Below are 25,834 nucleotides of genomic sequence, written 5' to 3' on the forward strand. Positions count from 1 at the left end.
TGGGAATTCGATTCGGAGCGCAGTCGAGGACAAGGCGGCAGTTCGGGGAAAATCCCCAATTATCTTGCGCCCCGACTTCCTGCCCGCCCGACCCCTTCCATGTCCACCGTCTTCAACTTCACCTTCGTCCCCTGGTTCCGCTCGGTGGCGCCTTACATCCACATGCACCGGGGCAAGACCTTCGTGGTCGCCATGGCGGGCGAGGCCATCGCCGCCGGCAAGCTGCCCCACATCGCGCAGGACCTGGCGCTGATCCAGAGCATGGGCGTCAAGGTGGTGCTGGTCCACGGCTTCCGGCCGCAGGTCAACGAGCAGCTGCGCGCCAAGGGCCACGCGGCGAAGTACGCGCATGGCATCCGCATCACCGACGAAGTGGCACTCGATTGCGCACAGGAAGCCGCCGGCCAGTTGCGCTACGAGATCGAGGCCGCCTTCAGCCAGGGCCTGCCAAACACGCCCATGGCCGGCTCCACCGTGCGCATGATCTCCGGCAACTTCATCACCGCGCGGCCCGTTGGCGTGGTCGATGGCGTCGATTTCCAGCACTCGGGCCTGGTGCGCAAGGTGGACGCCGCCGGCATCCGCCACGGGCTGGACTTCGGCGCGATGGTGCTGATGTCGCCCTTCGGCTTCTCGCCCACCGGCGAGGCCTTCAACCTGACCATGGAGGAGGTCGCGACCAGCGTGGCGATCTCGATCCAGGCCGACAAGCTGATCTTCCTGACCGAGGTGCCGGGCATCCCTCAGGACCCTGGCCAGCCCGTCGGCGAAGACAATCCGATCGACACCGAGCTGCCGCTCGACAGCGCCAAGAAGCTGCTGGCCTCGCTTGCGCCACCGCAGAAGCCGACCGACACGGGCTTCTACCTGCAGCATTGCGTCAAGGCCTGCGAGGCGGGCGTGGAGCGCAGCCACATCATTCCCTTCTCCGTGGACGGCGCGCTGCTGCTCGAGGTCTACGTGCATGACGGCATCGGCACGATGGTGATCGACGAGAAGCTCGAGTCGCTGCGCGAGGCAACGGCCGACGACATCGGCGGCATCCTGCAGCTGATCGAGCCCTTCGAGCGCGACGGCACCCTGGTCAAACGCAGCCGCACCGAGATCGAGCGCGACATCGGCCAGTACACGGTGATCGAGCACGACGGCGTGATCTTCGGCTGCGCCGCGCTCTACCCCTACCCGGAAGCGAAGACCGCGGAGATGGCGGCGCTCACCGTGTCGCCGCAATCGCAATCGCAGGGCGACGGCGAGCGCATCCTCAAGCGCGTCGAGCAGCGCGCCAAGGCCAGCGGGCTCGAGAGCATCTTCGTGCTGACCACCCGCACCATGCACTGGTTCCTCAAGCGCGGCTTCCAGCAGGTCAACCCCGACTGGCTGCCCGAGGCGCGCAAGCGCAAGTACAACTGGGACCGCAAGAGCCAGGTGCTGGTCAAGAAGCTCTGAACGCCCACAACATGAACCCCCTGCTCTCCAGGCTGCAGCCCTACCCCTTCGAGCGGCTGCGCCGCCTCTTCGCGGATGTCACTCCGAACCCGGCATTCGCGCCCATCAGCCTCGGCATCGGCGAACCCAAGCACCCGACGCCGGAGTTCATCAAGCAGGCGCTGTCGGCCGGCCTGGGCGCGCTGGCGGTCTATCCCGCGACCGCCGGCGACCTGAAGCTGCGCCAGTCCTTCACCGGCTGGCTGCAGCGCCGCTACGCGCTCGAACTGGACCCTGCCACGCAGGTGCTGCCGGTCAACGGATCGCGCGAGGCGCTGTTCGCGCTCGCGCAGACGGTGGTCGATGCGTCGACGACACCTGCCCCGGTGGTGCTCTCGCCCAACCCGTTCTATCAGATCTACGAGGGCGCGGCCCTGCTGGCGGGCGCCGAGCCGTACTACGTGCCCAGCGTGCCGGCGCGCAACTTCGCGGTCGACTGGGACAGCGTCCCGGCCGCGGTGTGGGAGCGCACCCAGCTGGTCTTCGTGTGCTCGCCCGGCAACCCGACCGGCGCGGTGATGCCGATGGAGGAATGGCAGAAGCTCTTCGCGCTGTCGGACCGCCACGGTTTCGTGATCGCGGCCGACGAGTGCTACAGCGAGATCTACTTCCGCGACGAGCCGCCGCTCGGGGGCCTGCAGGCTGCGGAGAAGCTGGGCCGCAGCGACTTCCGCAATCTCATCGCCCTCACCTCCCTGTCCAAGCGCAGCAACGTCCCGGGCCTGCGCAGCGGCTTCGTGGCGGGCGATGCCGCGATCATCAAGTCCTTCCTGCTCTACCGCACCTACCACGGCAGCGCCATGAGCGGTGCGGTGGCAGCGGCCAGCATCGCAGCCTGGGGCGACGAGGCACACGTCATCGAGAACCGCGCCCAGTACCGCGCCAAGTTCGCGGCCGTCACACCCCTGCTCGAAAAAGCGCTGGACGTGCGGCTACCCGACGCCAGCTTCTACCTGTGGGCCGGGGTGCCCGCGGCATGGCAGGGCGACGACGCCGCCTTCGCCCGCGCGCTCTACGCTCAATACAATGTGACCGTGCTGCCCGGCAGCTATCTCGCCCGGGAAACCGGCGGCGCCAACCCGGGCCGCGGCCGCATCCGCATGGCGCTGGTGGCCGACACCGCCGAATGCACCGAGGCCGCGCAGCGCATCGTGAACTTCATCCAGAACCGAGCCCATCCATGACCCAGCAACTCCAGCAGACCATCGACGCCGCGTGGGAAGACCGCGCCAACCTCTCCGCCACCAGTGCCCCGAAGGAAGTTCGCGATGCGGTCGAGCATGTGATCGCCGAACTCAACAACGGCCACCTGCGCGTCGCCACCCGCGAGGCCGTGGGCCAGTGGACCGTGCACCAGTGGATCAAGAAGGCGGTGCTGCTGTCCTTCCGCCTCAAGGACAACGAGCAGATGCAGGCCGGCTCGCTCGGCTTCTACGACAAGGTGCCGACCAAGTTCTCGCACCTCTCGGCCAACGAGCTCAAGGAAGCCGGCGTTCGCATCGTACCGCCGGCCGTGGCGCGCCGCGGCAGCTACATCGCCAAGGGCGCGATCCTGATGCCCTCCTACGTGAACATCGGCGCCTACGTCGGCGAGGGCACCATGGTCGACACCTGGGCCACCGTCGGTTCCTGCGCCCAGATCGGCGCCAACGTGCATCTGTCGGGCGGCGTCGGCATCGGCGGCGTGCTGGAGCCGCTGCAGGCCGGCCCCACCATCATCGAGGACAACTGCTTCATCGGCGCGCGCTCCGAAGTGGTCGAGGGCGTGATCATCGAAGAGAACTCCGTTCTTTCGATGGGCGTGTACATCGGCCAGAGCACCCCGATCTACGACCGCACCACCGGCGAAGTCACGTACGGCCGCGTGCCCGCGGGTTCGGTCGTCATCAGCGGCACGCTGCCCAAGGACAACGGCAAGTACAGCCTCTACGCCGCGATCATCGTCAAGCGCGTGGACGCGCAGACGCGCGCCAAGACTTCGCTGAACGACCTGCTGCGCGACTGACCCGGCAAGCCGCGACACCTTTCACAACCACACTGGAGGAGAGAGCCGATGAAGACGATGGAGCGAATTCTGCGCCTGATGGCCGAGCGCAAGGCATCCGACATCTACCTGTCGGCCCACTCCCCGGCACTGATCCGGCTCAACGGCAACTGCGTCCCCATCAACGGGCAGGTGCTGCCGCCCGAAGCGCCGCTGGCCCTGCTGGCGGAGGTGGTGCCCGAGGCGCGCATCGCCGAGCTGGAGCGCACCGGCGAGCTCAACATGGCGGTCGCCCTCGCGGGTGCGGGCAACTTCCGCATCAGCGGCATGCGCCAACGCGGCAGCTACGCCGTGGTGGTGCGGCACATCGCCGCGGAGATCCCCACCTTCGACGACCTGAACCTGCCCGAGATCCTCAAGACCCTGGTGATGGAGAAGCGCGGCCTCATCCTGATGGTGGGCTCCACCGGCGCCGGCAAGAGCACCACGCTGGCCTCGATGCTGGACTATCGCAACGAGCACGCCAGCGGCCACATCCTCACCGTCGAGGAGCCGATCGAATTCACCTACACCAACAAGAAGTCGATGGTGAACCAGCGCGACGTCGGCAGCGACACCGAGTCGCTGCAGATCGCGCTCAAGAACGCGCTGCGCCAGGCGCCCGACGTGATCCAGATCGGCGAGATCCGCGACCGCGAGACCATGACGGCCGCCATCGCCTACGCCCAGTCGGGCCACCTGTGCGTAGCCACGCTGCACGCCAACAACAGCTACCGCGCGCTCAACCGGATCCTGAGCTTCTACCCGGTCGAAGTGCGCGCCACCCTGCTGGGAGACCTGAGCGGCGCGATGCGGGCCATCATCGCGCAGCGCCTGCTGCGCACGCCCGAGGGCAGCCGCGTGCCGGCGCTGGAGGTGATGCTCAACACCGCGCTGGTGGCCGACCTGATCAGCAAGGGCGACTTCTCCGGCGTCAAGGAGGCAATGGAGCAATCCATGGCCGAAGGCTCGCAGACTTTCGAGGAGGACATCGCCCGCCTCGTCACCGAGAACCGCGTCAGCCGCGAGGAAGGCCTGTCGCAGGCCGACTCCCCGACCAACCTGATGTGGCGCCTGCAGAACCGCAATGCGGCGCCGGCGCGCAAGGAAGAGCACGCCTTGCTCGGCCAGGTCGACGAACCCTCCTTCACGGACATCACGCTCGACGTCCGACACTAGCTTCTTTCATGTCCCGTACGCTGCAACTCGCCGAACAACTGATCTCCCGCGCCTCGGTCACTCCCGACGACGCGGGCTGCCAGCAGATCCTCGGCGAGCGGCTGGCGCGCCTGGGCTTCAGGCTCGAGACCCTCGAGAGCGGCCCCGCCGACTTCCGCGTGACCAACCTGTGGGCCGTGCGCCCGGGCAGCGCGGGCGCCGAGGCCGCGCGCACGCTGGTCTTCGCCGGGCATACCGACGTGGTGCCCACCGGCCCGCTGGAGCAGTGGAAGAGCCACCCCTTCACACCCACCCACCGCGACGGCAAGCTTTACGGCCGCGGCGCCTGCGACATGAAGACCTCGCTGGCCGCCTTCGTGGTCGCGATCGAGGACTTCCTGGCCGCCCGGCCCGACCCGCGGCTCACCCTGGCGCTGCTCCTCACCAGCGACGAGGAAGGCCCCGCCGTCGACGGCACGGTGGTGGTGTGCAATGCGCTGGCCGCGCGCGGCGAACGGATCGACTACTGCATCGTCGGCGAGCCGACCTCGGTCGAGCGCTGCGGCGACATGATCAAGAACGGCCGACGCGGCACCATGAGCGGCCGGCTCACCATCCAGGGCGTGCAGGGCCACATCGCCTATCCGCACCTCGCCAGGAACCCGGTGCATGCCTTCGCGCCCGCGCTGGCGGAACTCGTCGCGATCAATGCGGCGGGTGGCTGGGACGCAGCGCCCAATCCGTACTTCCAGCCGACCAGCTGGCAGATCAGCAACATCCACGCGGGCACCGGCGCCAGCAACGTGATTCCCGGCATTGCGGTGGCCGACTTCAACTTCCGTTTCTCGACCGAAGCCACTCCCGAGTCCCTGCAGGCGCGGGTCAAGGCGGTGCTCGATGCGCACGGGCTCGACTACACCCTCTCGTGGACCGTGGGCGGCCTGCCCTTCCTCACGCCGCCCGGCGAACTGGTGGCCGCGGTGCAGCAGGCCATCCGCGACGAGACCGGCATCGAGACCGAGCTCTCGACCAGCGGCGGCACGAGCGACGCGCGCTTCATCGCGAAGATCTGCAGGCAGGTGATCGAACTGGGGCCGGTCAACGCCAGCATCCACAAGATCGACGAGCACATCGCCGTCCCCGAGATCGAACAGCTCAAGAACATCTACCAACGCACGCTGGATCGGCTCGAAGCGCTGTTGGCGGTATGAGCACTGTGATCGAATTGATCGAGGCCGGCGAAAAGCAGCTGGCCGAGGCCGGCGTCGCCTTCGGCCATGGGACGATCAACGCCTTCGACGAAGCGGCGTGGCTGGTGCTGTGGCGCCTGGGCTTGCCGCTCGACAGCCTGGACGAAGCCGCCGGGCGCACGGTCTCGCCGGCCGATGCCGCGCGCGTGCACGAGCTGCTGGCGGCGCGCATCGCCACGCGCAAGCCCGCGGCCTACCTCACCAAGGAAGCCTGGCTGCAGGGCGTGCCCTTCTATGTGGACGAGCGCGCCATCGTGCCGCGCAGCTTCATCGCCGAGCTGCTGGCCGACGGAACCATCGACTCCTGGCTCGGCGAGCACACGCAACAGGTGCTGGACCTGTGCAGCGGCAACGGCAGCCTCGCAGTGCTGGCCGCCCTGACCTATCCGGACATCCGCGTCGATGCGGCCGACCTCTCGACCGAGGCCCTCGAGGTCGCAGCCATCAACGTCACGCGCCACGCGCTGGACGATCGCATCACGTTGATCGAATCCGACGGGCTCGCCGCCGTGCGCGGACCTTACGACCTGATCCTCTGCAACCCGCCTTACGTCAACGCACAGAGCATGGCCGCCCTGCCGGCCGAGTACCGTGCCGAGCCCGAGCTGGCCCTGGCCGGCGGCGCCGACGGCATGGACTTCGTGCGCCGCCTGTTCGCCGATGCACCAGCCCGCATGAGCGAGAACGCCGTGCTGGTGCTGGAGATCGGCAACGAGCGCACGCATTTCGAGGCGGCGTTCCCGAAACTCGAGGTGGTGTGGCTCGCCACCAGCGCCGGCGAAGACCAGGTGCTCCTGGTAACTCGCGAATCCCTTCTTTCATGATCACCTTAAGAAACGTCATCCTCCGCCGCAGCGCCAAGGTCTTGCTGAACGGCGCGAGCGTCACCATCAATCCCGGCGAGAAAGTCGGGCTGGTGGGTCGCAACGGCGCCGGCAAGTCCACCCTGTTCGCACTCTTCAACGGCACGCTGCACGAGGACGGCGGAGATTTCTCGGTACCGTCGTCATGGCGCCTGGCCCAGGTCGCGCAGAACATGCCCGAAACCGAGGAGTCGGCAACCGACTTCGTGGTCGGCGGCGACACGCGGCTGGTGGAACTGCGCGAGGCGCTCGCGCTCGCCGAAGCCGGCCATGCCGCCGACCCCGACGACCCGGACATCGGCATGGCCCTGGCCCACGCCTACACCGACCTGCACGACGCCGGGGAACACGACGCAGTGCCGCGCGCGCAGGCGCTGATCCTCGGCCTGGGCTTCAAGGTCCAGGAGCTCGATCAGCCCGTCAACAGCTTCTCCGGGGGCTGGCGCATGCGACTGCAGCTGGCGCGCGCGCTGATGTGCCCGAGCGACCTCCTGCTGCTTGACGAACCGACCAATCACCTGGACCTGGATGCCCTGGTCTGGCTCGAAGCCTGGTTGCAGAAATACGCCGGCACCATGATCGTGATCAGCCACGACCGCGAGTTCCTCGATGCCGTGACCGACGTCACCCTGCACATCGTCCACGAGCAGCTCACCCGCTACGGCGGCAACTACAGCGCCTTCGAGACGCTGCGCGCCCAGCAGCTGGAGCTGCAGCAGGCTGCCTTTTCCAAGCAGCAGGACAAGATCGCCCACCTGCAGAAGTTCATCGACCGTTTCAAGGCCAAGGCCAGCAAGGCCAAGCAGGCCCAGAGCCGGGTGAAGGCGCTGGAGCGCATGGAAAAGGTCGCGCCACTCCTGGCCGAGGCCGACTTCAGCTTCGAATTCAAGGAGCCAGGGAACATCCCGAATCCGATGCTCACGATCAGCGCGGCGAGCTTCGGCTACCTGCAGGACGATGGACCGCCCAGGACCATCCTGAGCGGCGTCAATCGCTCGGTGCTGGCCGGCCAACGGATCGGGATCCTCGGCGCCAACGGCCAGGGCAAGTCCACGCTGGTGAAGACCATCGCCCGCGAGATGGGCGTGCTCGCCGGCACCGTGACCGAGGGCAAGGGGCTCAACATCGGCTACTTCGCGCAGCAGGAGCTCGACGTGCTGCGCCCGCAGGACACGCCGCTGGAACACATGGTGCGCATGGCGCGCGAGCTCGGGCCCAACGCCCGCGAGCGCACCGGCGAGCAGGACCTGCGCGGCTTCCTCGGCAGCTTCAACTTCAGCGGCGACATGGTGAAGCAGGCGGTCGGCACCATGAGCGGCGGCGAAAAGGCCCGGCTGGTGCTGGCCATGATGGTCTGGCAGCGGCCCAACCTGCTGCTGCTCGACGAACCCACCAACCATCTGGACCTCGCCACCCGCGAGGCCCTGGCCGTCGCGCTCAACGAGTTCGAGGGCACGCTGATGCTGGTCAGCCACGACCGTGCGCTGCTGCGCTCGGTCTGCGATGAATTCTGGCTGGTCGGCCGCGGCCGCGTCGGCGACTTCGACGGCGACCTCGACGACTACCAGCGCTACCTGCTGGACGAGGCCAAGCGCGTACGCGAGGAAGCCAGGCTGGCCACGCGCGAGGCCGAAAGTGCCGCCATCCCGGCTGCGCCCTCCGCCTCGGTGGCCGCGCAGGAGCGCCAGCAGCGCAGCGGCCAGGCCAGGCCGCTGAAGCGCGAGCTGGCGCAGATCGACGAGCAGTTGGCTGCCGCCGGAGCCGAAAAGACCGCGCTCGAAGCACGGCTATCGGCCCCGCTCCCGGCGCCCGAGATTGCCGAGACGGGACGGCGCCTGAAGACGCTGAACGAGGAGATCGGCCGCCTCGAGGAGCGCTGGCTGGCCCTGTCGGACCAGATCGAGGCACTGGCGGCCGGCTGACCGGACGTGATAGCCTCCAGCGAACCATGCCCTCGGCCCTCGAACTCGCACGCGGCGATCCGCAGCTGATCGCGGCCATCCAGCGCAGCCGGCGCATGCTCGGCCGCAAGGCGCTGATCGCCGCAGCCGCCAGCGCGGTGCCCATTCCCGGAGTCGACTGGGCCGCCGACGCCGCCCTGCTGTCGCGGCTGATTCCGCGGATCAGCGCTGAATTCGGTCTCTCGGTGGCCCAGATCGAAGGGCTTGCGCCTCACCAGCGCGAGCGCATCCAGCAAGCCGCCGCCGCCGCCGGCGCCCTGCTGGTCGGTAAGCTGATGACGCGCGAGTTGTTGATCAAGCTGGCCCGCCACGCCGGCATCCGCCTCACGGCCAAGCAGGCCACCAAATACGTGCCCGTCGCGGGGCAGTTAGTCTCCGCCGCGATCGGGTATGCCGCCTTGCGGGCGCTGGGCGAGCTCCACATCCGGGATTGCGTCCAGGTAGCGCAATCGGTGCGGCACCTGCTTCCGCCGCCGTCCGGGCCCGCGGACAAAGGGCAGATCGACGCCCGGGCCACCCCGACCCGCCGCTCCGGATGGGCGCGCCTGCGCCCCAACTGAGCAGCCATCGCCGTCCTTGCCGGCTCGACGTGTTTGTTTGCCCCCACACGACGACGGCATACCATCTGACGAAATCCGGTCTGACGATTGTCAAGCTCATAATGCCGGGCAAGGTGCCGAGGAAAAGGCAGCCCAGATTTCATGTCAGGGATCGAGGTGAGGAGCTAACAGATGAATGAGACAGATCTCGCAGCGTCGGTGGAACGGCTCATGGCCCGGGTTGACTACTACCTGCACTGCGAGTTGGACGAAGAGTACGACCATGATCGCCCCGATACGGCGCGCCGACAGCTGGAGGCGGCCCTGAGGCAGGAGTTGCTGCGTGCAGGCGCCGTTGGCCTCGTCTCCGCGATCGCGGGGGGCCAGCCGATACTCGGCGGCCACTCGGACTGATCCTTACTCGATCCGTTTTTCTTCTCCACACGGCCCTTCGGCAGCCCGTTGCCGCGAGCCCCTCGTCACAAGGTGCTGATCAAGCGCACCAGGACCGGAACGGCGACAACCAGAAAACCAAGCATCACGTTGCGCCGCCAAGCTACCGCATGCTCGGTGCGTTGGGCAGACCGATAAGAATCCAGGAAGGCGCGCTGCTCCGCCTGATCCGCATGGTCCTTCCACCACTCGTGGGTCGTTGATTGGGTAGTGCTCTTCATGTAATCCATTGTGCTTACTTTCTGCCGGTCGATCCAGGTAAAAAAGCACGCTTTCGTTTACAGACTCCACCTACATCAGCGTCGCGACGACTGTGATATCCCGTTGCACTCCCGACGGACCATTGACGCTAGAGTTTCTCCGTGGATGCTTGGCAACCCAACTTCAACTGGATCACCGACCTGCTTGCCGTCGGCGGCAGCTACCCCTCTGAATGCGCGGAACTGCTGGCGCACGAGCACCGGATCCAGGCAGTGATCGACCTGCGCGGCGAGGCCATGCCCGACACGCAACTGTTCCGGCGCCACGGCATCACGCTGCTGCACCTGCCCACCACGGACATGCGTCCGGTAGAGATGCCGGACCTGGAGCACGGCATTCGCTTTGCCAACGAGTTCCTGGACCAGGGACAGCGTGTGCTGATCCATTGCGAGTACGGCATCGGCCGCTCCGCCACGCTGGCGCTGTGCCTGCTGGTGCATCGCGGCCTCGCGCCGCTTGACGCGCTCGCGCTCATGAAGAAGCAGCGCCCCGTCGTCGCGCCTTCGCCGCCGCAGTTTGCCTGCTGGTCGGCCTGGCTGGACAGTCACCGCTTTTCGAGCGATGTCGATTGGGAGCTCCCGAGTTTCGAGGACTTCAAGGCGCTGGCCTACGTTCATCCGAAGCGTTGAGGGCCGCCTCGAGTTCCCTCGAGATGACCCTATGCGCCTCTGCGCCCGCCTCCTTTTCGGCTGATTGCCTACAGACGAGATTGGAGCAATCCTCGATCTTAAATTAGAACTTAAGCACTCTATTTAAGATGGGGATGGCATGGAAACGTCCGACCATGCAGAGCTGGAAAGGCTGCGCTCGAAGATGCTGAGCAGCAGGGCCGCCACCGTTGCGTGGCGCGAGCTGTTGATCGAGTCGTTGGGGAATAGCATGTGCGGGAGCGGCGATGGCCCCACGCCGGAACAGATCCAGACCTTGGCGTCGCTGGAAGAAGCGGAACAACGGGCCGTGGAGCGCTACCTGAGGTTCCTCGCTACGACCTCGTTGGACCCGGATCGGCGGCCTTGTTGAGCAAGTGCGGCGCTCACGGACGGTGGCGCAAAAACCGATCGATCCTCTGCTGCGCTGCACGCGATCGCATCAACGGCTGAGCCCCGCACGGTTCAGGACGAGCCGGAATGGCCCGGACCACAATGCCGGTCTCTTGCTATTGGGCTGTCCTATTGCTCATTGGACGATTTGCTGCCGCAATGGGCTGGCGGCATGCATCGCGACCCGGTAGCCGAACACCATCGCGGGACCGATGGTCGTGCCGGGACCCGGATAGGCGCCGCGCATGGCCGACGCCATGTCGTTGCCGCAGGCGTAGAGCCCCTGGATGACGTGCCCGGCGGCGTTCAGCACGCGGCCGTCCTCGTCGGTGCGCAGGCCCGCGTCGGCAGCGGCATCGGCGGGCCAAAGGGCCATCGCGCAGAACGGCGCCTCCCCGATCGGGCCGAGGCATGGGTTCGGCTGGTGGTCCGGGTCGCCATTGAAGCGGCTGACCTCGGTGCTCCCCTTGCCATGGTCGAGGTCGATGCCGGTGCGTGCGAACTCGTTGTTCCGCGCGACGGTCTTTTGCAGGCCCTGCGCGTCGACGCCGATGGCTCGGGCCAGGGCCTCGATGGTGCCGGCGCAATGCAGGTAGCCGCTCTTCACGTGCGGCCGCAGGTTTGTCGTGCCCGGGTGGACGAGGCCCAGCCCGTACTTGCGCACGAACGCGGCGTCGCAGACCATCCAGGCCGGGATCGCCGGCGTGCTGGCATGCCGCTTCACCATGTCCTGGCAGAAGTAGTGGTACGAGCCGCCCTCGTTGGTGAAGCGCATGCCGGCGGCGTCGACGACGATCAGCCCCGGCTTGGCCCGATCGAGGAACAGGTGGGCGAAGAGGCCCGTCGGCCCGTGCCGCGGCCGCGTCACCGAAACCGGCTGCCAGAACACGCCGGAGCCTCCCGTCATACCGTCGAGGGCTGCGCCCGCCTGCATGCCGGCAAGGACGCCGCCACCCTGGTTGCCTTCGAAGATCAGGGACGGCCAGTGCGCATGCCCGGGCGGCATGAGCTGTTCGCGCAATGGCCCGTTGCGGCCGAAGCCCCCGGTTGCCAGCACCACACCACGGCGCGCCCGTACATCGAAGGCCTGCCCGCCTTGCAGCAGGCGCGCTCCTGTGACGCCTTCCCCACTCCGGATCAGCGCGTCGATGCTGGTGCCGAAGGAGACCGCTACGCCGGCATCCTTCAGGCTCGCGTAGAAGCGCGCCACCAGCGCATTGCCCATGACCAGCCGCGTGCCTCGCGCATGGCGCAAGCGGTCGCCCAGGTAGCGCAGCGCCAGTGCAGCCGAGTGCCGGAAGCTCGCCAGTGACTTGAAACGTCCGACCAGGTGGGCGATGTCCGCCTTGCCGACCATCATGCCGCCGAGCACCATGAACTCGCGCATCGGCGCACGGATGCGGGCAAACTCCGGGCCGAGCAGCCGGCCATCGAAAGGCAGCGGCGCCAGCGCACGTCCGGCCACCCGCGAGCCGGGGATGTCCACGTAGTCCGGGTGCCGCCCGGCCGGCACGAACTGCAGTTGCGTACGCCGCGCCAGGTCGTCGATGACGGCCGGGCCGCTCTCCAGGTAGACCTCGCGCAGCCGCCGCCCTTCGCCGGACGGAACCATGCCGTCGAGATAGCGCGTCGCGTCCTCGATGCTGTCCTCGAAGCCCGCTTTTCGGCTCGCGCTGCTGTTGGGGACCCAGATGGTCCCGGCCGAGGTGGCGGTGGTCCCGCCGACCTGCTGCGTCGCTTCGCACAGCAGCACGTCGAGGCCTTCGAGCGCGGCGACCAGGGCGGCCGTCATGCCGCCCGCGCCGGCGCCGACCACGATGAGATCGACCTCGTTCTTCAAGGGCGTCGTCCCCGTTGCGGCGTCACTCATGCCCGGCCCTCTGCAATCGCGCCGCGGTTTCCCAGCGCTCCGGTGCGGTCGTCCGAGCGCTCGAAATGCGCCTTCGGCATCGTCACGATGGCCTCGGCGAGCCGCGGCGCAAAATCCATCTCTTCGAGCACGTCGCGCTGCAGATCGATGCCCGGCGCCACTTCAAACAGTTCCAGCCCCTGTGCCCGGAGCCTGAAGCTGGCGCGCTCGGTGAGGTAGAGGATCTCCTGCCCGCGCTCGAGCGCCTGCGGCCCGCTGAACGTGACCTGCTCGACTTGGCGCACGAGCTTGCGCACCTGCCCCTGCTGCAGGACGCGCAGCGAACCGTCGCCGGTTTCGAGCCGCACGCCCTTGGCCGCGAAGGTGCCGCAGAAGACGACCTTGCGCGCGTTCTGTGCAATGTCGATGAAGCCTCCGGGCCCGACTGCAAGTCCGCCCAGCCGCGAGACGTTGACGTTCCCCGTTGCATCGAACTCGCCGAAGCCGAGGAAGGCGATGTCCAGCCCACCGCCCGAGTAGAAGTCGAACTGTGTCGGCGCATCGAGGATGGCGCTGGCGTTGTGCGCATAGCCGAAGAGTTCGCCGTCCAGGAGCGACCCGCCGTAGGTGCCGTGCTCGATGGTCTGGTAGATGCGATCGAGCTCCCCGCGCGCCGCCACCAGCCGGGCGACCGCGTCGGGCACGCCGACGCCGTAGTTCACGATCGCGCCCTCGAAGAGCTCGCAGGCCGCGCGCCGGGCAACGGCCTGCCGCTCGCCGAAGGGCTCGTCCCCGGGCGCATCCACCTTGAAGCGCTCGGCGCCGGTGAGTTCGCCCGACAGGCGCGGATCGAAGGCGATCGCGTAGCTGCTGCGCTGCTGCGCGTCGACCACGATCGCATCCACCCACGCCGCCGGGATGCGCACCTCGCGTGCCTTGAGTGCGCCGCGTGCGAGCCGCTCCTTCACCTGCACGATCACCTTGCCCCCGCCCGCGCGGGCCGCGAGCGCAATGGCCTGTGCATCGAGATTCGCAGCCTCGTGCTCGAAACCGATGTTGCCGTCCTCGTCCGCGACGGAAGCCCGCACCAGCGCGACATCGACCCTGTAGGGCTTGTAGCGGAGGTACTCGCGGCCATCGATCTCCACCACCTCGGCCAGGTCTTCCTTGGCGCTCGCGTTCATCCGGCCGCCGCCGTGGCGCGGATCGCAGACGGTGCCGAGCCCGATGTGGGTGAACAGGCCGGGCCGACCGGCGCCGATCTCGCGAAAGAGCTGGGAGGAGACGCCGCCCGGCAGGATGTACGCCTCGATCTTCTCTGCCGCGGCGAGCTGCTGCATGCGCGGCGACCAGACCCAGTGCCCGCCGACCACCTTGCGCACCAGTTCTTCGTGGGCGAAGCAGTTCATGCCGAGCGACTTCCTGTCGCCGATGCCGAGCGCATGGACCACGGTCAGCGCGCGCGGATCGCGCACTTCGTGGAAGCGGCGTTCGATCGCCTGGAACAGGCAGGTGGCTTCCATCAGGCCGCCGCCACCGCCCATGAGCGCGACCGTCGCGCCGTCTTCGATCAGCGCGGCGGCCGCATCGGCATCGATGAACTTCGACCTCATCGCAGGCCTATCGGTGCAGGTCGAACAGCGCCGCGCCGCGCTTGAGCGCGCTCCTGGCGATGACGGTCCGATGGATTTCAGAGGTGCCGTCGAAGATGCGGTAGATGCGCGCGTCGCGGTAGTAGCGCTCGATCGGCAAGGCCTTGCAGTAGCCCATGCCGCCGAAGAGCTGCACGCCGCGATCGACCACGCGGCCCAGCGTCTCGGCCGCATGCACCTTGACCATCGCGATCCAGTCGCGGGCATCCAGGCCGGCGTCGATCATCCATGCGGCATGCAACACCATGAGGCGGGCCGCATTGATCTCGATCACGCTGTCAGCCAGCATCTGCTGCACCAGCTGGAAGTTCCCGATCGGCTGGCCGAACTGCCTGCGGTCGTTGGCATGAGCCGTCATCAGCTCGAGCACATGGCTCGCCTTGCCGACAGCCCGCGCGCCGACCTGGGCCAGCCGCACGCGCCCGAGGGAGGCCATGGCCATCTTGAAGCCCTGGCCGCGCTCGCCCAGCAAGGCCAGCGGCTCGAGCGGCACGTCGTCGAAGAAGAGCTCGACGTGGGGCGTGCCGCGCACGCCCATCATCGGCTGGTCCTTGCCGACGGTGAAGCCGGGCAGGCCCTTGTCGACCATGAAGAGCGAGATCTCCTTCTCGCCGGTGCGCGCGGACACCAGGAAGAAGTCCGACCAGAGCCCGTCGCTGATGAAGTGCTTGCTGCCGTTGAGCACCCATCCCTTGCCGGTGGGCCGCGCATGGGTCTGGATGCCCTGCGCGTCCGAACCCGCGCCCGGCTCGGTGATCGCGATCGCGCAGGTGCGATCGCCGCGCACCGAAGGCTCGAGCCAGCGCGCGACCTGCTCGCCCCGGCACGCGAGCAGGGCCTCGTAGACGTTGCCGAAAGCACGCCGGATGAGGATGTCGGTGGTGTGGCCGAACTGCTCTTCGCACAGCATCGCGTCCACCGCACCGAGGCCGGCTCCGCCCAGCTCGGCCGGCATGTTGAGGGCATACAGGCCGAGTGCCTTGGCAGCCGCGTGGACCGACCGCGCAGTGCCGTCGTCCAGCCTGCCGGTCTGCTCGACCCCTTCCTCGAGCGGACGAAGATGCTCGCCGATGAAGCGGCGCACCGTGTCGATCAGCAGGCGCTGTTCGTCGCTGAGCTCGAAGTTCATCGGGCTTCCAGGTAGAAATCGACCAGGCAGTCGCGCACCGCCTCGAACATGCCCATGCCGGTCATCGTCGCCAGGCCGCGCGAGCGCGCGATCTCGATCAGCTGCGGGACCGCAGGCACGGTCACGACGTCGCCCACGAAGGCCGCGGGGTCGATCGCGGCCACATCGACGGGTAGCGGGTCCGAGGCCTTCATGCCCATGGACGTCGCGTTGATCACGAGGTCGAAGCCCGACGGGTCGGCCGAGCCGATGCGCGGCTTCAACGCGCTGTAGGCCTCCAGCCTGGCCATCAGCGCGTCGCGCCGCGCCGCGTCGACGTCGTGCACCGCCAGCGCGTGCACGCCCGCATCGACGAGCGCATGCGCGATCGCGCAGCCCGCACCACCCGCGCCGACCAGCAAGGCGCGCCGCCCCGCCGGCTCGCAGCCGGCCTTGCGCAGGCCGACGACATAGCCTTCGCCATCGCACATGTCGCCGAACCAGCGGCCTTCGGCATCGCGGCGCACGACGTTGACCGCACCAATCGAGGCCGCGCGCGGCGTCACCGCGTGGCACAGGCGCGCGATCTCAAACTTGTGCGGGATGGTGGCGATGACGCCGTCCACGTTCGGCATGCGGGCCACGGTGGCCATGAAGGCCGCCAGGTCCTGCGCCAGGACATGCGCCGGAACGACGATCGCATCGGCGCCCCGCTCGCGCAGCGTACGGGTGGCGAGTGCGGGAGCTTTCACCTGAGCGATCGGATCGCCGGCGATGAAGATGACACGGGTGGCCCCGCTGTAGCTATCGATCATTGGACGGACCATATCAGTGTTTCTTCGAAATTGGAACTATGTTCTATTTTTGAATTACGTTCCATAATAAACCCCATGACCTCAGCACCCACCCGCATGCCCGTGGCCGTCATCGGCGCGGGGGCCATCGGCCGCATGCACGTCGAGCGCCTGCTGGGCCATCCCGAGGTCGCGCCTGCCGCCATCGCCGATCCCACGCCTGCCGCCCGCGACTACGCGGCGGGCATCGGCGTGCCCTGGTTCGCCGACCATCGCGAGTTGCTCGATCGCACGCGGCCGGGCGCCGTCATCGTGGCCACGCCCAACAGCACGCATGCCGAGGTCGGCATCGCCTGCATCGAGCGGCGGCTGCCGGTGTTGATGGAGAAACCCGTCGCCGACACCGTGGCGCAGGGCCAGCGCCTGTGCGATGCCGCGGCGGCTGCCGGCGTGCCGCTCCTGGTGGGCCACCAGCGCAGGCACAACCCCATCCTGCGCCATGCGCGCAAGCTGCTCGCGGACGGCATCGTCGGCAAGCCGGTGAGCGTGACGGCGATGGCCACCTGGCTCAAGCCCGATTCGTACTTCGAGCTGGCCTGGCGCCGGCAGGCGGGCGGCGGCCCGGTGCTGATCAACCTGATCCACGACATCGACCTGCTGCGCTTCCTCATCGGCGAGGTCGATTCGGTGCAGGCGATGGCCTCGAATGCGGTGCGCGGCTACGAGGTCGAGGACACCGCCGCCGTACTGATGCGCTTCGCCTGCGGCGCGCTCGCGACGCTGGCGGTATCGGACGCCGCCGTCGCGCCGTGGAACTGGGACCTGGCCGCGGGCGAGGCCGCCCACTACGCCCAGCTCGACGTCAACTCGCACTACATCAGCGGCACCGAGGGATCGCTCGCGCTGCCGCGCCTGGAAGTCTGGCGCTACGCGGGAACACGCGGCTGGCATGAGCCCTTGACCTGCTCGCGCACGCCGGTGCATCGCGGCGACCCCTACGTCGAGCAGTTGCGGCACCTGCGCGCTGTCGCGGAAGGAAGGGAGGCGCCGGTGTGCTCCGGCGCGGACGGGCTGCGCACCCTGCAGGCCGCGCTGGCGGTGCAGGAGGCGGTGCGCTCGCAGCGGCCCGTCGGCGTGTGAAGATCCGCCCTTTTCAAGGAAGTTGTGCATGAGCGGCGTGATGGAGCGAACCCTGGCGATCCTCGAACGGCTTGCGACCGATGTCGGCGGCGTGTCCATCGCGGTGCTGGCCGACGAACTCGGCATGCCGCGCAGCGCGGCGCACCGGCTGCTCGGCGAACTGGCGGACCACGGCTACGTGCGCCAGTCGCGCAAGCGTGGCGACTACGTGCTCACCACCAAGCTGGTGTCGCTGGGCCTGAACTACCTCAAGCACTCCGGCGTGGTCGACCTGTGCCAGCCCGTGCTCGATCGGCTCGCCGAATCGAGCGGCGAACTGGTGCGCCTCGGCGTGGTCGACGTCGACCACCTCACCTGGGTCGCGCTGTCGCAGGGCGCGCGCAGCGGGCTGCGCTACGACCCCGACATGGGCATCGACGCGCAGCTTTCCTGCACCGCCAGCGGCTTCGCCTGGCTATCCACCCTGGAGGAGGACGACGCGATTGCGCTCGTCGCCAGGCAGGGTATCGGCAGGCCCGAGCGCTTCGGCCCCAACGCCCCGACCTCGATGAACGCGGTCATGAAGGCGGTGCGCCAGGCGGGCAGGCAGGGCTTCGCGATTGCCTCTGAATCGTATGCGCGCGGGCTGTCGGCGATCTCGGCACCCATCGTGCGGACGGGCGCGGACGCCGGCGCCGTGGGCGTGATCGCGATCTCCGGACCTTCCGCGCGCTTGACGGACCAGAAGATGCGGGGCCTGGTGCCCGACCTTCTCGCAGCGGCCGCCGACATCGCGGCGGCCAGCAAGGCATCGCCGCTCTTCGACCGCGCCCATGCCTCCTCGTCGGACGAGGCCGCGCTGGATCCTGCATGAGGCCGCGGCCGATCAGGCCGTCGCGAAGCCCTCGTGATAACTCAACCAAATCGACCCTGTGCCGCGAAGCGCCCGGCGCGCCGTCCGGAAGTCACCGCCCAGCAAATGTGATGGCCGTTGCCGGCCAGGAGCGCCCCGCCCTGCCCCACGGCGCCGGCGGCATAGAGCCTGGGGATCACGGCCCCTTCTTCATCGAGCACCTGGTGGAAGCCATTGACCGCCAGCCCTCCGTCGGTGATGACGATGCGGCTCTCCAGCGGCCCCAGCGCATGGAACGGCGCTTGTGCCAACGCTCCCCGGCCCGCCGCCGCGCCGGCAGCGCCCGCGGCCAGATCCGCGTTGTGCTGCTCGACCGTGGCTCGAAGCGCATCGGGCCGCATGCCCAGGCTGCGGGCCAGGGCGCCAAGGTCGCCAGCCCGGTGATAGAGATCCTTGCGATGCCGCCGGTAGTCCGGCAGGTAGGCGAAGGCCACGCCCGGTGCGGTCGAGACGTAGTGCGGCGGCTTCGAGAACATCTGCGCCACGCGGTCGTCGAACACGAGCCATGCCTGTCCGCCGGGCTGTTGCGCGATCGCCAGGCCGGGTTGCGCCAGCTCGTCCGTGAAGCGCCTTCCTTCGGCGTTGACGAGCACGGCACCGGCGCGCAGGAGCGATGCTTCGGGCCCCAGCGACGCCGTCATGAAGGCCATCACGAAGGGCCGGAAGAGCGCGATCGGAAGATGGTTCAACGACAGCTGCATCAACTTGCCCAGCAGCCAAGAGGGCGGCAGGCGGCGCACCAGGCTCGGCCGCGCGGGCTCCGCGAAGCGAAGCCCCGGCCCATAGATGACTTCGCCGTTGACCAGCCGCGCGCCGAAGGCCTCGGCCATCTGGTGCCCGTCGCCGGTCGCTGTCGGATTCACGCCAGGGATGCCGGCCAGTTCGGGACGAAAGCGCTGCTTGAGATCGCGGCCGTTGCTGTAGTCTCCGGCGGCGAGAACCACACCCTTGCGCGCCTCGATCTCCACCGTCTCGCCGTCCACCAGTGCGGACACGCCGCGCACGCCCCCGTCGTCCGCGCGCAGCAGCCGGAGCACGCGCGTGCCGAGCCGCAGGTCGACACCCCGGCGCCTTGCCTCGCGGCCCAGGTAGTAGGGGTAGGCGCGCGAATTCGGCAGCACGTTGTGCATGCGCGGATGGCGGTGCGGCGGATCCCCCGTCGGGCCGTAGAAGCTGAGGCCGAGCGACATCAGCCAATCGAGCGTGCCCGCCGCGTTGTCGACCAGCAGACGGCGCAGCGCCAGGTTCTCACGCGAGGCGAATGCACCCACGTAGTGGTCCATGTCCTCGAAATGCTCGTCGGGCGTGTCGACGATGCCGGCGCGCCTCTGCAGGCTCGAACCGGCGGCATTGATCGATCCGACCGACAGGCGGCTGCTGCCGCCCGGCTGCGCGTTCTTCTCGAGCACCACCGTCTTCGCGCCGGCCGCCGCTGCCTCGATGCCGGCACTGAGCCCCGACGCACCGCCGCCGACGACTACGACATCGAAGGCCAGCTTCACTCGGCGGTGATTCCGGTCTTGTTGATCAGGTCGGCCCAGCGGGCGGACTCGTCGCGAACCATCCTGGCGTAGGCCGCGGGCGAACTGCTTTCCGCCGTGGCGCCGACGCCGGCGTACTTTTCCTTGATCTCGGGCATCGCCAACACTTGCGCCAGCGCGGCATTGAGTTTGGAGACGACCGCCGGCGGCGTGCCCTTGGGTGCGAAGAGGCCGAACCAGACTTCGGCCGTGAAGCCGGGCACGGTGTCCGATATCTGCTTGACGCCCGGCATCAGAGGTGCGGGCTTGCCCGACGCGACCGCCAGCAACTTCAGCTTGCCCTCCTTGACCGCCCCCATGATCGAGGGCGACGGCGTCGTGATCAGCGCCTTCACCTCGCCGGTGCGCAGCGCCAGGCTCATCGGCGCCTCGCCCTTGTAGGGCACGTGGTTCATCTTCACGCCGGTGGCCTGCGAGAACATGGCTGTGGCCATATGGCCGAAGGATGCGTTCCCGGCCGACCCGTAGTCGAGCCCGTCCGGCTGGGCCTTGGCATAGTCGATGAAGCCGCGCACGTCCTTGGCCGGGACCGACTCGTTGACCACCAGCACCATCGGGGAGGTGGAGACGACCGAGACCGGCACGAAGTCCTTCATCGGGTCGTAGCCTGCCCGCTTGTTGACCAGCGGGGTGATCACGAAGCCATTGTTGACGAACACCAGCGTGTACCCGTCGGGCGGCGAAGCCGCCGCCGCCTGGGTGCCGATACCGGCGGAGGCGCCGGGCCGGTTGTCCACGATGATCGGCTGGCCGAGCAGCTTGCCGAGCGGCTCCGAGATCGCGCGAACCTGGAAGTCCGAGAGGCCGCCGGCCGGATACGGCACGATGATCTTGATGGGCTTGTTGGGATAGTCCGCCTGCGCGAACGCCGGCACGACGGTGACGGCCGCGGCGGCGAACGCCAGGAGAGCGCGTCGAAAGTTTTTCATGGGGATGTCTCTTTCCAGGAATGAACAACAGATGGCGGATTTCACTGTGCTGCAGCGCTGGCGCAGGTCTTCGCAGCGGTAGCGCATCTACTTGAGCTCCTTGCCCGCGTGGTCGCCCTCGAGGAACTTGTTCGGCTTCAGGAAGAAGGACAGCACGAGCGCCCCCTTTGGCGAACGCGCGAGGTGGCGGTTGCCCTTGGGACGCCAGACGAAGCCGCCCTCGCGCACTTCGCCCTCGTCGTCGACGATGCTGCCCTTGAGCACGTAGGTCTGCTCGATCTCGACGTGCTCGTGCAGCGGCAGCTGGGTGCCGGGCGCCCAGCGGAACAGTGCCGTGAGCAGGCCGCTCGCCTCGTCCTGCATCAGGACCTTCATGTCGATGCCGGGCGTCAGCGTCGGCTTCCAGGGAATGCTCGCGACATCGACATAGCGCGAGGCGTCTTCGGCGAGCTTCTCGTGCTGCGGATGAAAGGGGGTGGACGCGGTCATGTGTGATCCCATCTTGAATGGTCTTACCATTATATACAGCAAAACAGATAATCGACACCCCTCATCGGCCGCTTCCCGCCCCAAGTGGCTGCGGGGTGTTGCCCCACCCATCGTGCCCGCGCACCGGCTTTTCCAAATGGATTTACCATTACGGCATTTCGCCCTCCCAGGCGCCACTCTTTCGGCGAAGATCCCACCTCCATGACCTCCAGCCCCGCTCCCCGAATCGTTCGCAGGCCCCAGGGGCGCGTCCTCATCTTCGACTCGGCCACCTACGTCGAGGGCTACGTCGCCCAGGCGCCCGAAACTGCCGGCGACCTGGTGGTGAACGCCTCCTACTCCGGCGTGCTGTGCGCGCGCATGGTGATGGCAGCCAGGCCCCATGCCGTGATCGGGCTGGACTGCGCCGTCGGCAAGGACGGCGCCGGCATCGCCGGCCTCTGGTACTACGAAGCGCTGGGCATCCCGTCCGCCGCCGTGGACGTGATGACCGCCGAGATGGGCAACGGCTCCGACCTCTACGACAACGGCATCGTGAGCCGCGTCAACGATGCGGCGCAGGCGCTGGGCATCGAGCCGGGCATGCGCGCCCGCGATGCCGCGCAATACCTTCTCTCCGGCGAGAAGAAACCGGCGGTGTTCGAGCCGACGCGCCGGCGCCTGATCCACACCGCGGCGAACGGACGCAGCATCGTGTGCACCGACTCCATCGCCTATGCCCTGCCCGAGGACAGGGAGCGCAACGTGCTGTGCACCGCCGGACACACCGGGCGCAGCGTGGTGGGCTACTTCCGCGACTACCGGCCCTGGGCCTTCATCTGCTCGGACGGCGGCATCGGCAAGAACAACTCCGGCCTGAGCGCGCTGGAAGCCGTCGAGCCCGACGGCATCCCCGGCGCCTCGGTCAGCGCCCTCAGCGCCCGCATGGGCGACGGCCAGAGCACCTACTTCGACGGTGTCATCAGTGCCGCCAACAAGCTCGCCCGCGACAAGGGCGTGCAGGTCGGCCAGAGCGCGAAGGAAGCCGCCTTGCTCCTCCTGAGTTGACTGCGCCCATGAGCCGCACGGCCGTTCCGAAGGCGAATAGCACCGCAGCCGAAGGTACTCCAGTGAGCGAAGCAATCACCGCGGCCGGATCCCGAGGCTGGCCCGGCGCGGCCTGCCTCATCGTGGTCGCGCTCGGAACGCTCGCCCATCTGTTCTGGCCGCAGGCCGGCGCGGTGTGGGTGATGGGTGCCGCGGCGGCACTTTTCCTTGCGCTGGAGCACCGGCGCATTCCGCCCAGCATCCGCCGCATGTCGCTCGCCGTCGGGGCGGCGAGCCTGCTGATGCTGCCCTTCTCGGCAGCGCCGATGTCGAGCCTGGCGAAGGGAATCGCCATCGGAGGACTGCTGGTCTCGCTGGTGTCCTCGGTGTCGCTGCTGGCGCGCGCGGCGCTCCACAGCCCGCACACGCACGTGGTCACGCAGCACCTGCTGGCGAGCAGCATGCGCAGCCGCTACGCCTGGTTCTCGGTGGCGGCCCAGCTCTTCGGCGGCCTGCTGGGGATGGCGGGGGTCACCTTGCTGCTGCAGATGGCCTCGAGAGGCGAATTCGCGGTGGAAGAAGACCGGCTGGCGATGTTCGCGGCGATCAACCGCAGCTTCGCCGCGGCCACCCTGTGGAGTCCGATGGTCAGCAACCTGACGATCCTGGTTGCGCTCTATCCCGGCCTGGACTGGTTCACCATCGTCCCGCTGACGCTGGGCCTGGCGGTCGGGGCCGTCCTGATCGGCACGGCGCTCGACCTGTGGCGGCTGCGCGGCCGCAGGGCGCCGGCGCCCGCGGCGCGGCCCGACGTTGCGCTCTACCGCGCGCTGCTGCCGATGATCGCGGCAATGGCCGGCTTTCTCGGCGCCGTGATGCTGCTGGCGCAGGCGCTGCACATCGCCGTGGTCGGCGCCATCGTGGTCCTGATCCCGCCGGCCGTGCTGGCCCTGCACCGGGCCCAGGCGAAGGGCCGGCACCGTCTTGCCCAGGCCTTCTCGCTGCTCCGCACGGACGTGCTCGCCCTGCCTGCGCTGGCCGGGGAGGTCGCCCTTTTCATGGTCGCGGGCTGCGGCGGCACGATCATCGCCAGCGCCGTTCCGCCGGCATGGACGGCGACGATCGGCGGCGCGCTGTCGCATTCGCCCGTGCTCGCTTGCCTGGCCTTGATGCTGGCGATCATCGCCCTCGGCTTCATGGCCGTGCATCCGATCCTGTCTGCCGTGCTGGTGGCTTCGTCACTGCCGCCCGGCGTGCTGCATCTCGCGCCGATGCCCCACCTCGCGGCGATCCTGGTCGGCTGGGCCATCGCCACCTGTTCGACGCCCTTCTCCATGATCGCCCTCATGACGAGCCGCTACTCCGGCTTCTCGATCTATGCCGTCACCGTCCGGGTCAACCACGTGTTCGCCGTGATCTGCCTGGGCATCGCCGCATTGGCGCTCGGCATCGGCTCGGCGCTGGTCCACTGAATCATTGAAATGGGCGGTGAGTGCCGCCCGAGACGGAATGCGATGCAAGGCGCAATGCGCAGCGATACCCGTAGGTATCGCGAGCATTTGCAACGCCGCAGCGCGCCCGTATTGGGTGGACAGCACCGACCGATTTCAGGGATTCAGTGGACGAGTGCAGGCTCATCCCTGGACCTGCCCGGGTTCCACGGCCCATTACACGCAGCGCCACTGCAGCAGCGTGAAGGGCGGGCTTGCCTGGGGATGGTGTTCGAACACGCCTTCGACCTCCGCGCCGATGACGACCTCGGCCATCGGGTCGCCCAGCAGGTTGCCCAGCATGCGCACGCCGGGAGCGTCGCGCAGTTCGACCACGACGACCAGATAGGGGCCGTGCCCGTTCAGGCAGGCGTGCACCGGATGCCAGGCGCGCTCCCAGCTGAAGATCCGCGCGCGCGGCGCCACAGGCTCGAACGGCGGATCGAAGGCGTGGCAGCCATGGCAGATCCACTCGGGGCCATGCTGGAAAGTACCGCAGGCCCGGCAGTGCTGGACCATCACCCGGTTCTCGCGCAGGCCGCTCCAGAACGGCGCGGACAGGCCGTCCGCCTCCGGCACCGGGATCGGCAGTCCGGCCGGCAGGTACGCTTCGTTCGTCGTGCTGGGGTTCACAGGGTCGCCTCCGATCCGAGAAGTAGATTGCTCACCGGCGTGACCATCGGTCCGCCGATCACCAGCGCCACGTCGTTGCGGGGCGCCTGCGCGGTGGAAGTGCCGCGCACCTGGCGCACTGCTTCGAGCACCAGTTCGAAACCGTGCATGTAGCACTCCGCCAGGTTGCCGCCGCTGGTGTTGAGCGGCAGCTTGCCGCCCGGCGCCAGCAGGTTCTCCAGCCGCAGGAAATCGTTGGCCTCCTCGGGCTCGAAGAACCCGTGCTCCGCCAGCGCCATCAGCACGCCGCCGGTGAAGTTCTCGTAGCTCTGCACCACGCCCACGTCCTTCGGGCCGAGGCCCGCCATCCGGTACATGTGGGGCGCCGCGGTGGAGAAGCTCGAACTCGCATAGTTCGGCTGGTTGTGCGCATTCGCACCTACGCGGTGGTCCGAGCCCGTCGCCGCCCCGAGCACGTAGACCGGCCTGTTCGGGAAATCCTTCGCACGCTCGGCCGGCACCATGATCACCGCGGCGGCGCCGTCGTTCTCCATGCAGCAGTCGAACAGGTGGAAGGGCTCGACGATCCAGCGCGAGTCGTCGTACTTCGCCTCGGTCAGCGGCTTGCCGTACATCACGGCGCGCGGGTTCGACTGCGCGTGGTGGTAGGAGGCCATGGCGATGGCGCGCAACGCCTCCTGCCCCACCCCGTGCTCGTGCATGAAGCGGCGCGCCTTCATAGCGAACTTCTGCCCCGGCGAGAGCACGCCATAGGGCGCCTGGTAGGCCATGTCGCCCGCGATGGTCGGCGCGGTGGGCGCCTTGCCGAAGCGGCCGTACTCGCCCTGGGCCAGCGCGCGAAAGGCGACCACGCAATCGGCCAGCCCGGCCGCAATGGCCGCGGCTCCGTTGGCGACGGCCCCGCAGTTCCCGCCGCCTCCACCGCCCCACTGCATCGTGGTCGAACGCAGCTGCTTCGCTCCCAGCGCCGCGGACAGGCGCGAGGGATCGGTGCGGTCGTTGGAATAGGAGGCGAAGCCGTCGATGTCCCGCGGGTCGATGCCTGCGTCCTTCGAGGCGGCCAGCACCGCCTTGAGCGCGAGCTTGAACTCGGCATCGGGCGACTGGCTGTGCTTGTAGTAGGTGGTCTCGCCGATGCCGACGATGGCAACGCGCCCCCGAAGTGATCGATTCGTCATGGCTAAATATCTATTTATCTATTCTTTAAATGGATGGACCAATACTATCATGGTGCTTATACTCCGACGCCGAAGGAGAC

General features: G+C 68.2%; 25 protein-coding genes. 15 read left to right on the top strand and 10 right to left on the bottom strand.

Annotation, left to right across the window (positions count from 1 at the left end; all coding sequences use genetic code 11):
• Positions 1 to 99 precede the first annotated feature (99 nt).
• From argA to E5P3_RS17465, 9 genes are all read left to right on the top strand, one after another.
• Positions 100 to 1,446 carry an amino-acid N-acetyltransferase gene (gene argA, locus E5P3_RS17425; RefSeq protein WP_162587121.1) on the top strand — a complete coding sequence of 449 codons (1,347 nt, stop codon included), beginning with the start codon at positions 100 to 102 and terminating at the stop codon, positions 1,444 to 1,446.
• A gap of 11 nt (positions 1,447 to 1,457) precedes the next feature.
• Positions 1,458 to 2,669, top strand: coding sequence for a succinyldiaminopimelate transaminase (dapC, locus tag E5P3_RS17430; protein WP_162587122.1), 1,212 nt, complete (start codon positions 1,458 to 1,460; stop codon positions 2,667 to 2,669).
• Positions 2,666 to 3,490, top strand: a complete 825-nt coding sequence (dapD, locus tag E5P3_RS17435; RefSeq protein WP_162587123.1) for a 2,3,4,5-tetrahydropyridine-2,6-dicarboxylate N-succinyltransferase — start codon at positions 2,666 to 2,668, stop codon at positions 3,488 to 3,490. The genes dapC and dapD overlap by 4 nt, the downstream gene beginning before the upstream one ends.
• A 48-nt stretch (positions 3,491 to 3,538) precedes the next feature.
• Positions 3,539 to 4,687 (top strand): PilT/PilU family type 4a pilus ATPase, encoded by a 1,149-nt coding sequence (locus E5P3_RS17440; RefSeq protein WP_162587124.1) that lies wholly within the window; start codon positions 3,539 to 3,541, stop codon positions 4,685 to 4,687.
• Positions 4,688 to 4,695: 8 nt separating this feature from the next.
• The gene (dapE, locus tag E5P3_RS17445) at positions 4,696 to 5,877 is read left to right on the top strand and encodes a succinyl-diaminopimelate desuccinylase (RefSeq protein WP_162587125.1); all 1,182 of its coding nucleotides are present in this window, start codon (positions 4,696 to 4,698) and stop codon (positions 5,875 to 5,877) included.
• Positions 5,874 to 6,740, top strand: a complete 867-nt coding sequence (gene prmB, locus E5P3_RS17450; RefSeq protein WP_162587126.1) for a 50S ribosomal protein L3 N(5)-glutamine methyltransferase — start codon at positions 5,874 to 5,876, stop codon at positions 6,738 to 6,740. Before dapE ends, prmB begins: the two co-directional genes overlap by 4 nt.
• Complete coding sequence (locus E5P3_RS17455) at positions 6,737 to 8,701, top strand: ABC-F family ATP-binding cassette domain-containing protein (RefSeq protein WP_162587127.1); 1,965 nt, start codon at positions 6,737 to 6,739, stop codon at positions 8,699 to 8,701. Before prmB ends, E5P3_RS17455 begins: the two co-directional genes overlap by 4 nt.
• Before the next feature lie 26 nt (positions 8,702 to 8,727).
• Positions 8,728 to 9,300, top strand: a complete 573-nt coding sequence (locus E5P3_RS17460; RefSeq protein WP_232073182.1) for a hypothetical protein — start codon at positions 8,728 to 8,730, stop codon at positions 9,298 to 9,300.
• A gap of 171 nt (positions 9,301 to 9,471) precedes the next feature.
• The gene (locus E5P3_RS17465; protein ID WP_162587128.1) at positions 9,472 to 9,693 is read left to right on the top strand and encodes a hypothetical protein; all 222 of its coding nucleotides are present in this window, start codon (positions 9,472 to 9,474) and stop codon (positions 9,691 to 9,693) included.
• Between the two features lie 65 nt (positions 9,694 to 9,758).
• Here E5P3_RS17465 and E5P3_RS17470 read toward each other — a convergent pair whose 3' ends face one another.
• Complete coding sequence (locus E5P3_RS17470; protein WP_162587129.1) at positions 9,759 to 9,953, bottom strand: hypothetical protein; 195 nt, start codon at positions 9,951 to 9,953, stop codon at positions 9,759 to 9,761.
• 141 nt (positions 9,954 to 10,094) lie between these two features.
• On the opposite strand from E5P3_RS17470, the gene E5P3_RS17475 reads away from it, so the two are divergent.
• Positions 10,095 to 10,622 carry a protein-tyrosine phosphatase family protein gene (locus E5P3_RS17475; protein WP_162587130.1) on the top strand — a complete coding sequence of 176 codons (528 nt, stop codon included), beginning with the start codon at positions 10,095 to 10,097 and terminating at the stop codon, positions 10,620 to 10,622.
• A gap of 139 nt (positions 10,623 to 10,761) precedes the next feature.
• Positions 10,762 to 11,013, top strand: coding sequence for a hypothetical protein (locus E5P3_RS17480; RefSeq protein WP_162587131.1), 252 nt, complete (start codon positions 10,762 to 10,764; stop codon positions 11,011 to 11,013).
• Positions 11,014 to 11,169: 156 nt separating this feature from the next.
• Here the strand turns inward: E5P3_RS17480 and E5P3_RS17485 are convergent, their stop codons facing one another.
• Genes E5P3_RS17485 through E5P3_RS17500 form a run of 4 tightly spaced genes read right to left on the bottom strand, consistent with a single transcriptional unit; the run spans position 11,170 to position 16,457 of the window.
• The gene (locus E5P3_RS17485; protein WP_162587132.1) at positions 11,170 to 12,903 is read right to left on the bottom strand and encodes an FAD-dependent oxidoreductase; all 1,734 of its coding nucleotides are present in this window, start codon (positions 12,901 to 12,903) and stop codon (positions 11,170 to 11,172) included.
• Positions 12,900 to 14,495, bottom strand: coding sequence for an acyl CoA:acetate/3-ketoacid CoA transferase (locus E5P3_RS17490; RefSeq protein WP_162587133.1), 1,596 nt, complete (start codon positions 14,493 to 14,495; stop codon positions 12,900 to 12,902). The genes E5P3_RS17485 and E5P3_RS17490 overlap by 4 nt, the downstream gene beginning before the upstream one ends.
• Before the next feature lie 7 nt (positions 14,496 to 14,502).
• Complete coding sequence (locus E5P3_RS17495; RefSeq protein ID WP_162587134.1) at positions 14,503 to 15,663, bottom strand: acyl-CoA dehydrogenase family protein; 1,161 nt, start codon at positions 15,661 to 15,663, stop codon at positions 14,503 to 14,505.
• Positions 15,660 to 16,457 (bottom strand): shikimate dehydrogenase family protein, encoded by a 798-nt coding sequence (locus E5P3_RS17500; RefSeq protein ID WP_162589729.1) that lies wholly within the window; start codon positions 16,455 to 16,457, stop codon positions 15,660 to 15,662. The genes E5P3_RS17495 and E5P3_RS17500 overlap by 4 nt, the downstream gene beginning before the upstream one ends.
• Positions 16,458 to 16,532: 75 nt before the next feature.
• Here E5P3_RS17500 and E5P3_RS17505 point away from each other — a divergent pair, with 75 nt between their 5' ends.
• Positions 16,533 to 17,576, top strand: coding sequence for a Gfo/Idh/MocA family protein (locus tag E5P3_RS17505; protein WP_232073184.1), 1,044 nt, complete (start codon positions 16,533 to 16,535; stop codon positions 17,574 to 17,576).
• Between the two features lie 28 nt (positions 17,577 to 17,604).
• Positions 17,605 to 18,429: an IclR family transcriptional regulator gene (locus tag E5P3_RS17510; protein WP_162587135.1), complete on the top strand. Its 825-nt coding sequence runs from the start codon at positions 17,605 to 17,607 to the stop codon at positions 18,427 to 18,429.
• A 41-nt stretch (positions 18,430 to 18,470) separates the two neighbouring features.
• Here E5P3_RS17510 and E5P3_RS17515 read toward each other — a convergent pair whose 3' ends face one another.
• The 3 genes from E5P3_RS17515 to E5P3_RS17525 form a co-directional block, all read right to left on the bottom strand.
• Entirely contained in the window at positions 18,471 to 19,970 is a 1,500-nt protein-coding gene (locus E5P3_RS17515) for an FAD-dependent oxidoreductase (RefSeq protein WP_162587136.1), read from the bottom strand.
• Positions 19,967 to 20,938, bottom strand: coding sequence for a Bug family tripartite tricarboxylate transporter substrate binding protein (locus tag E5P3_RS17520; protein WP_162587137.1), 972 nt, complete (start codon positions 20,936 to 20,938; stop codon positions 19,967 to 19,969). The genes E5P3_RS17515 and E5P3_RS17520 overlap by 4 nt, the downstream gene beginning before the upstream one ends.
• 87 nt (positions 20,939 to 21,025) lie before the next feature.
• Positions 21,026 to 21,427 carry a cupin domain-containing protein gene (locus E5P3_RS17525; RefSeq protein ID WP_162587138.1) on the bottom strand — a complete coding sequence of 134 codons (402 nt, stop codon included), beginning with the start codon at positions 21,425 to 21,427 and terminating at the stop codon, positions 21,026 to 21,028.
• 201 nt (positions 21,428 to 21,628) lie between these two features.
• Between E5P3_RS17525 and E5P3_RS17530 the strand changes: the two genes are divergently transcribed.
• Together E5P3_RS17530 and E5P3_RS17535 are read left to right on the top strand one after the other, a co-directional pair.
• The gene (locus E5P3_RS17530; RefSeq protein ID WP_162587139.1) at positions 21,629 to 22,474 is read left to right on the top strand and encodes a hypothetical protein; all 846 of its coding nucleotides are present in this window, start codon (positions 21,629 to 21,631) and stop codon (positions 22,472 to 22,474) included.
• Positions 22,475 to 22,536: 62 nt separating this feature from the next.
• Positions 22,537 to 23,925, top strand: a complete 1,389-nt coding sequence (locus tag E5P3_RS17535; protein WP_162587140.1) for a hypothetical protein — start codon at positions 22,537 to 22,539, stop codon at positions 23,923 to 23,925.
• Positions 23,926 to 24,120: 195 nt separating this feature from the next.
• On the opposite strand, the gene E5P3_RS17540 is transcribed toward E5P3_RS17535, so the two are convergent.
• The gene (locus E5P3_RS17540; RefSeq protein WP_162587141.1) at positions 24,121 to 24,576 is read right to left on the bottom strand and encodes a Zn-ribbon domain-containing OB-fold protein; all 456 of its coding nucleotides are present in this window, start codon (positions 24,574 to 24,576) and stop codon (positions 24,121 to 24,123) included.
• Positions 24,573 to 25,754 (bottom strand): thiolase C-terminal domain-containing protein, encoded by a 1,182-nt coding sequence (locus tag E5P3_RS17545; protein ID WP_162587142.1) that lies wholly within the window; start codon positions 25,752 to 25,754, stop codon positions 24,573 to 24,575. The genes E5P3_RS17540 and E5P3_RS17545 overlap by 4 nt, the downstream gene beginning before the upstream one ends.
• Between the last annotated feature and the right edge of the window lie 80 nt (positions 25,755 to 25,834).

It is taken from the genome of Variovorax sp. RA8 (assembly GCF_901827175.1).
GTDB lineage: Bacteria > Pseudomonadota > Gammaproteobacteria > Burkholderiales > Burkholderiaceae_C > Variovorax.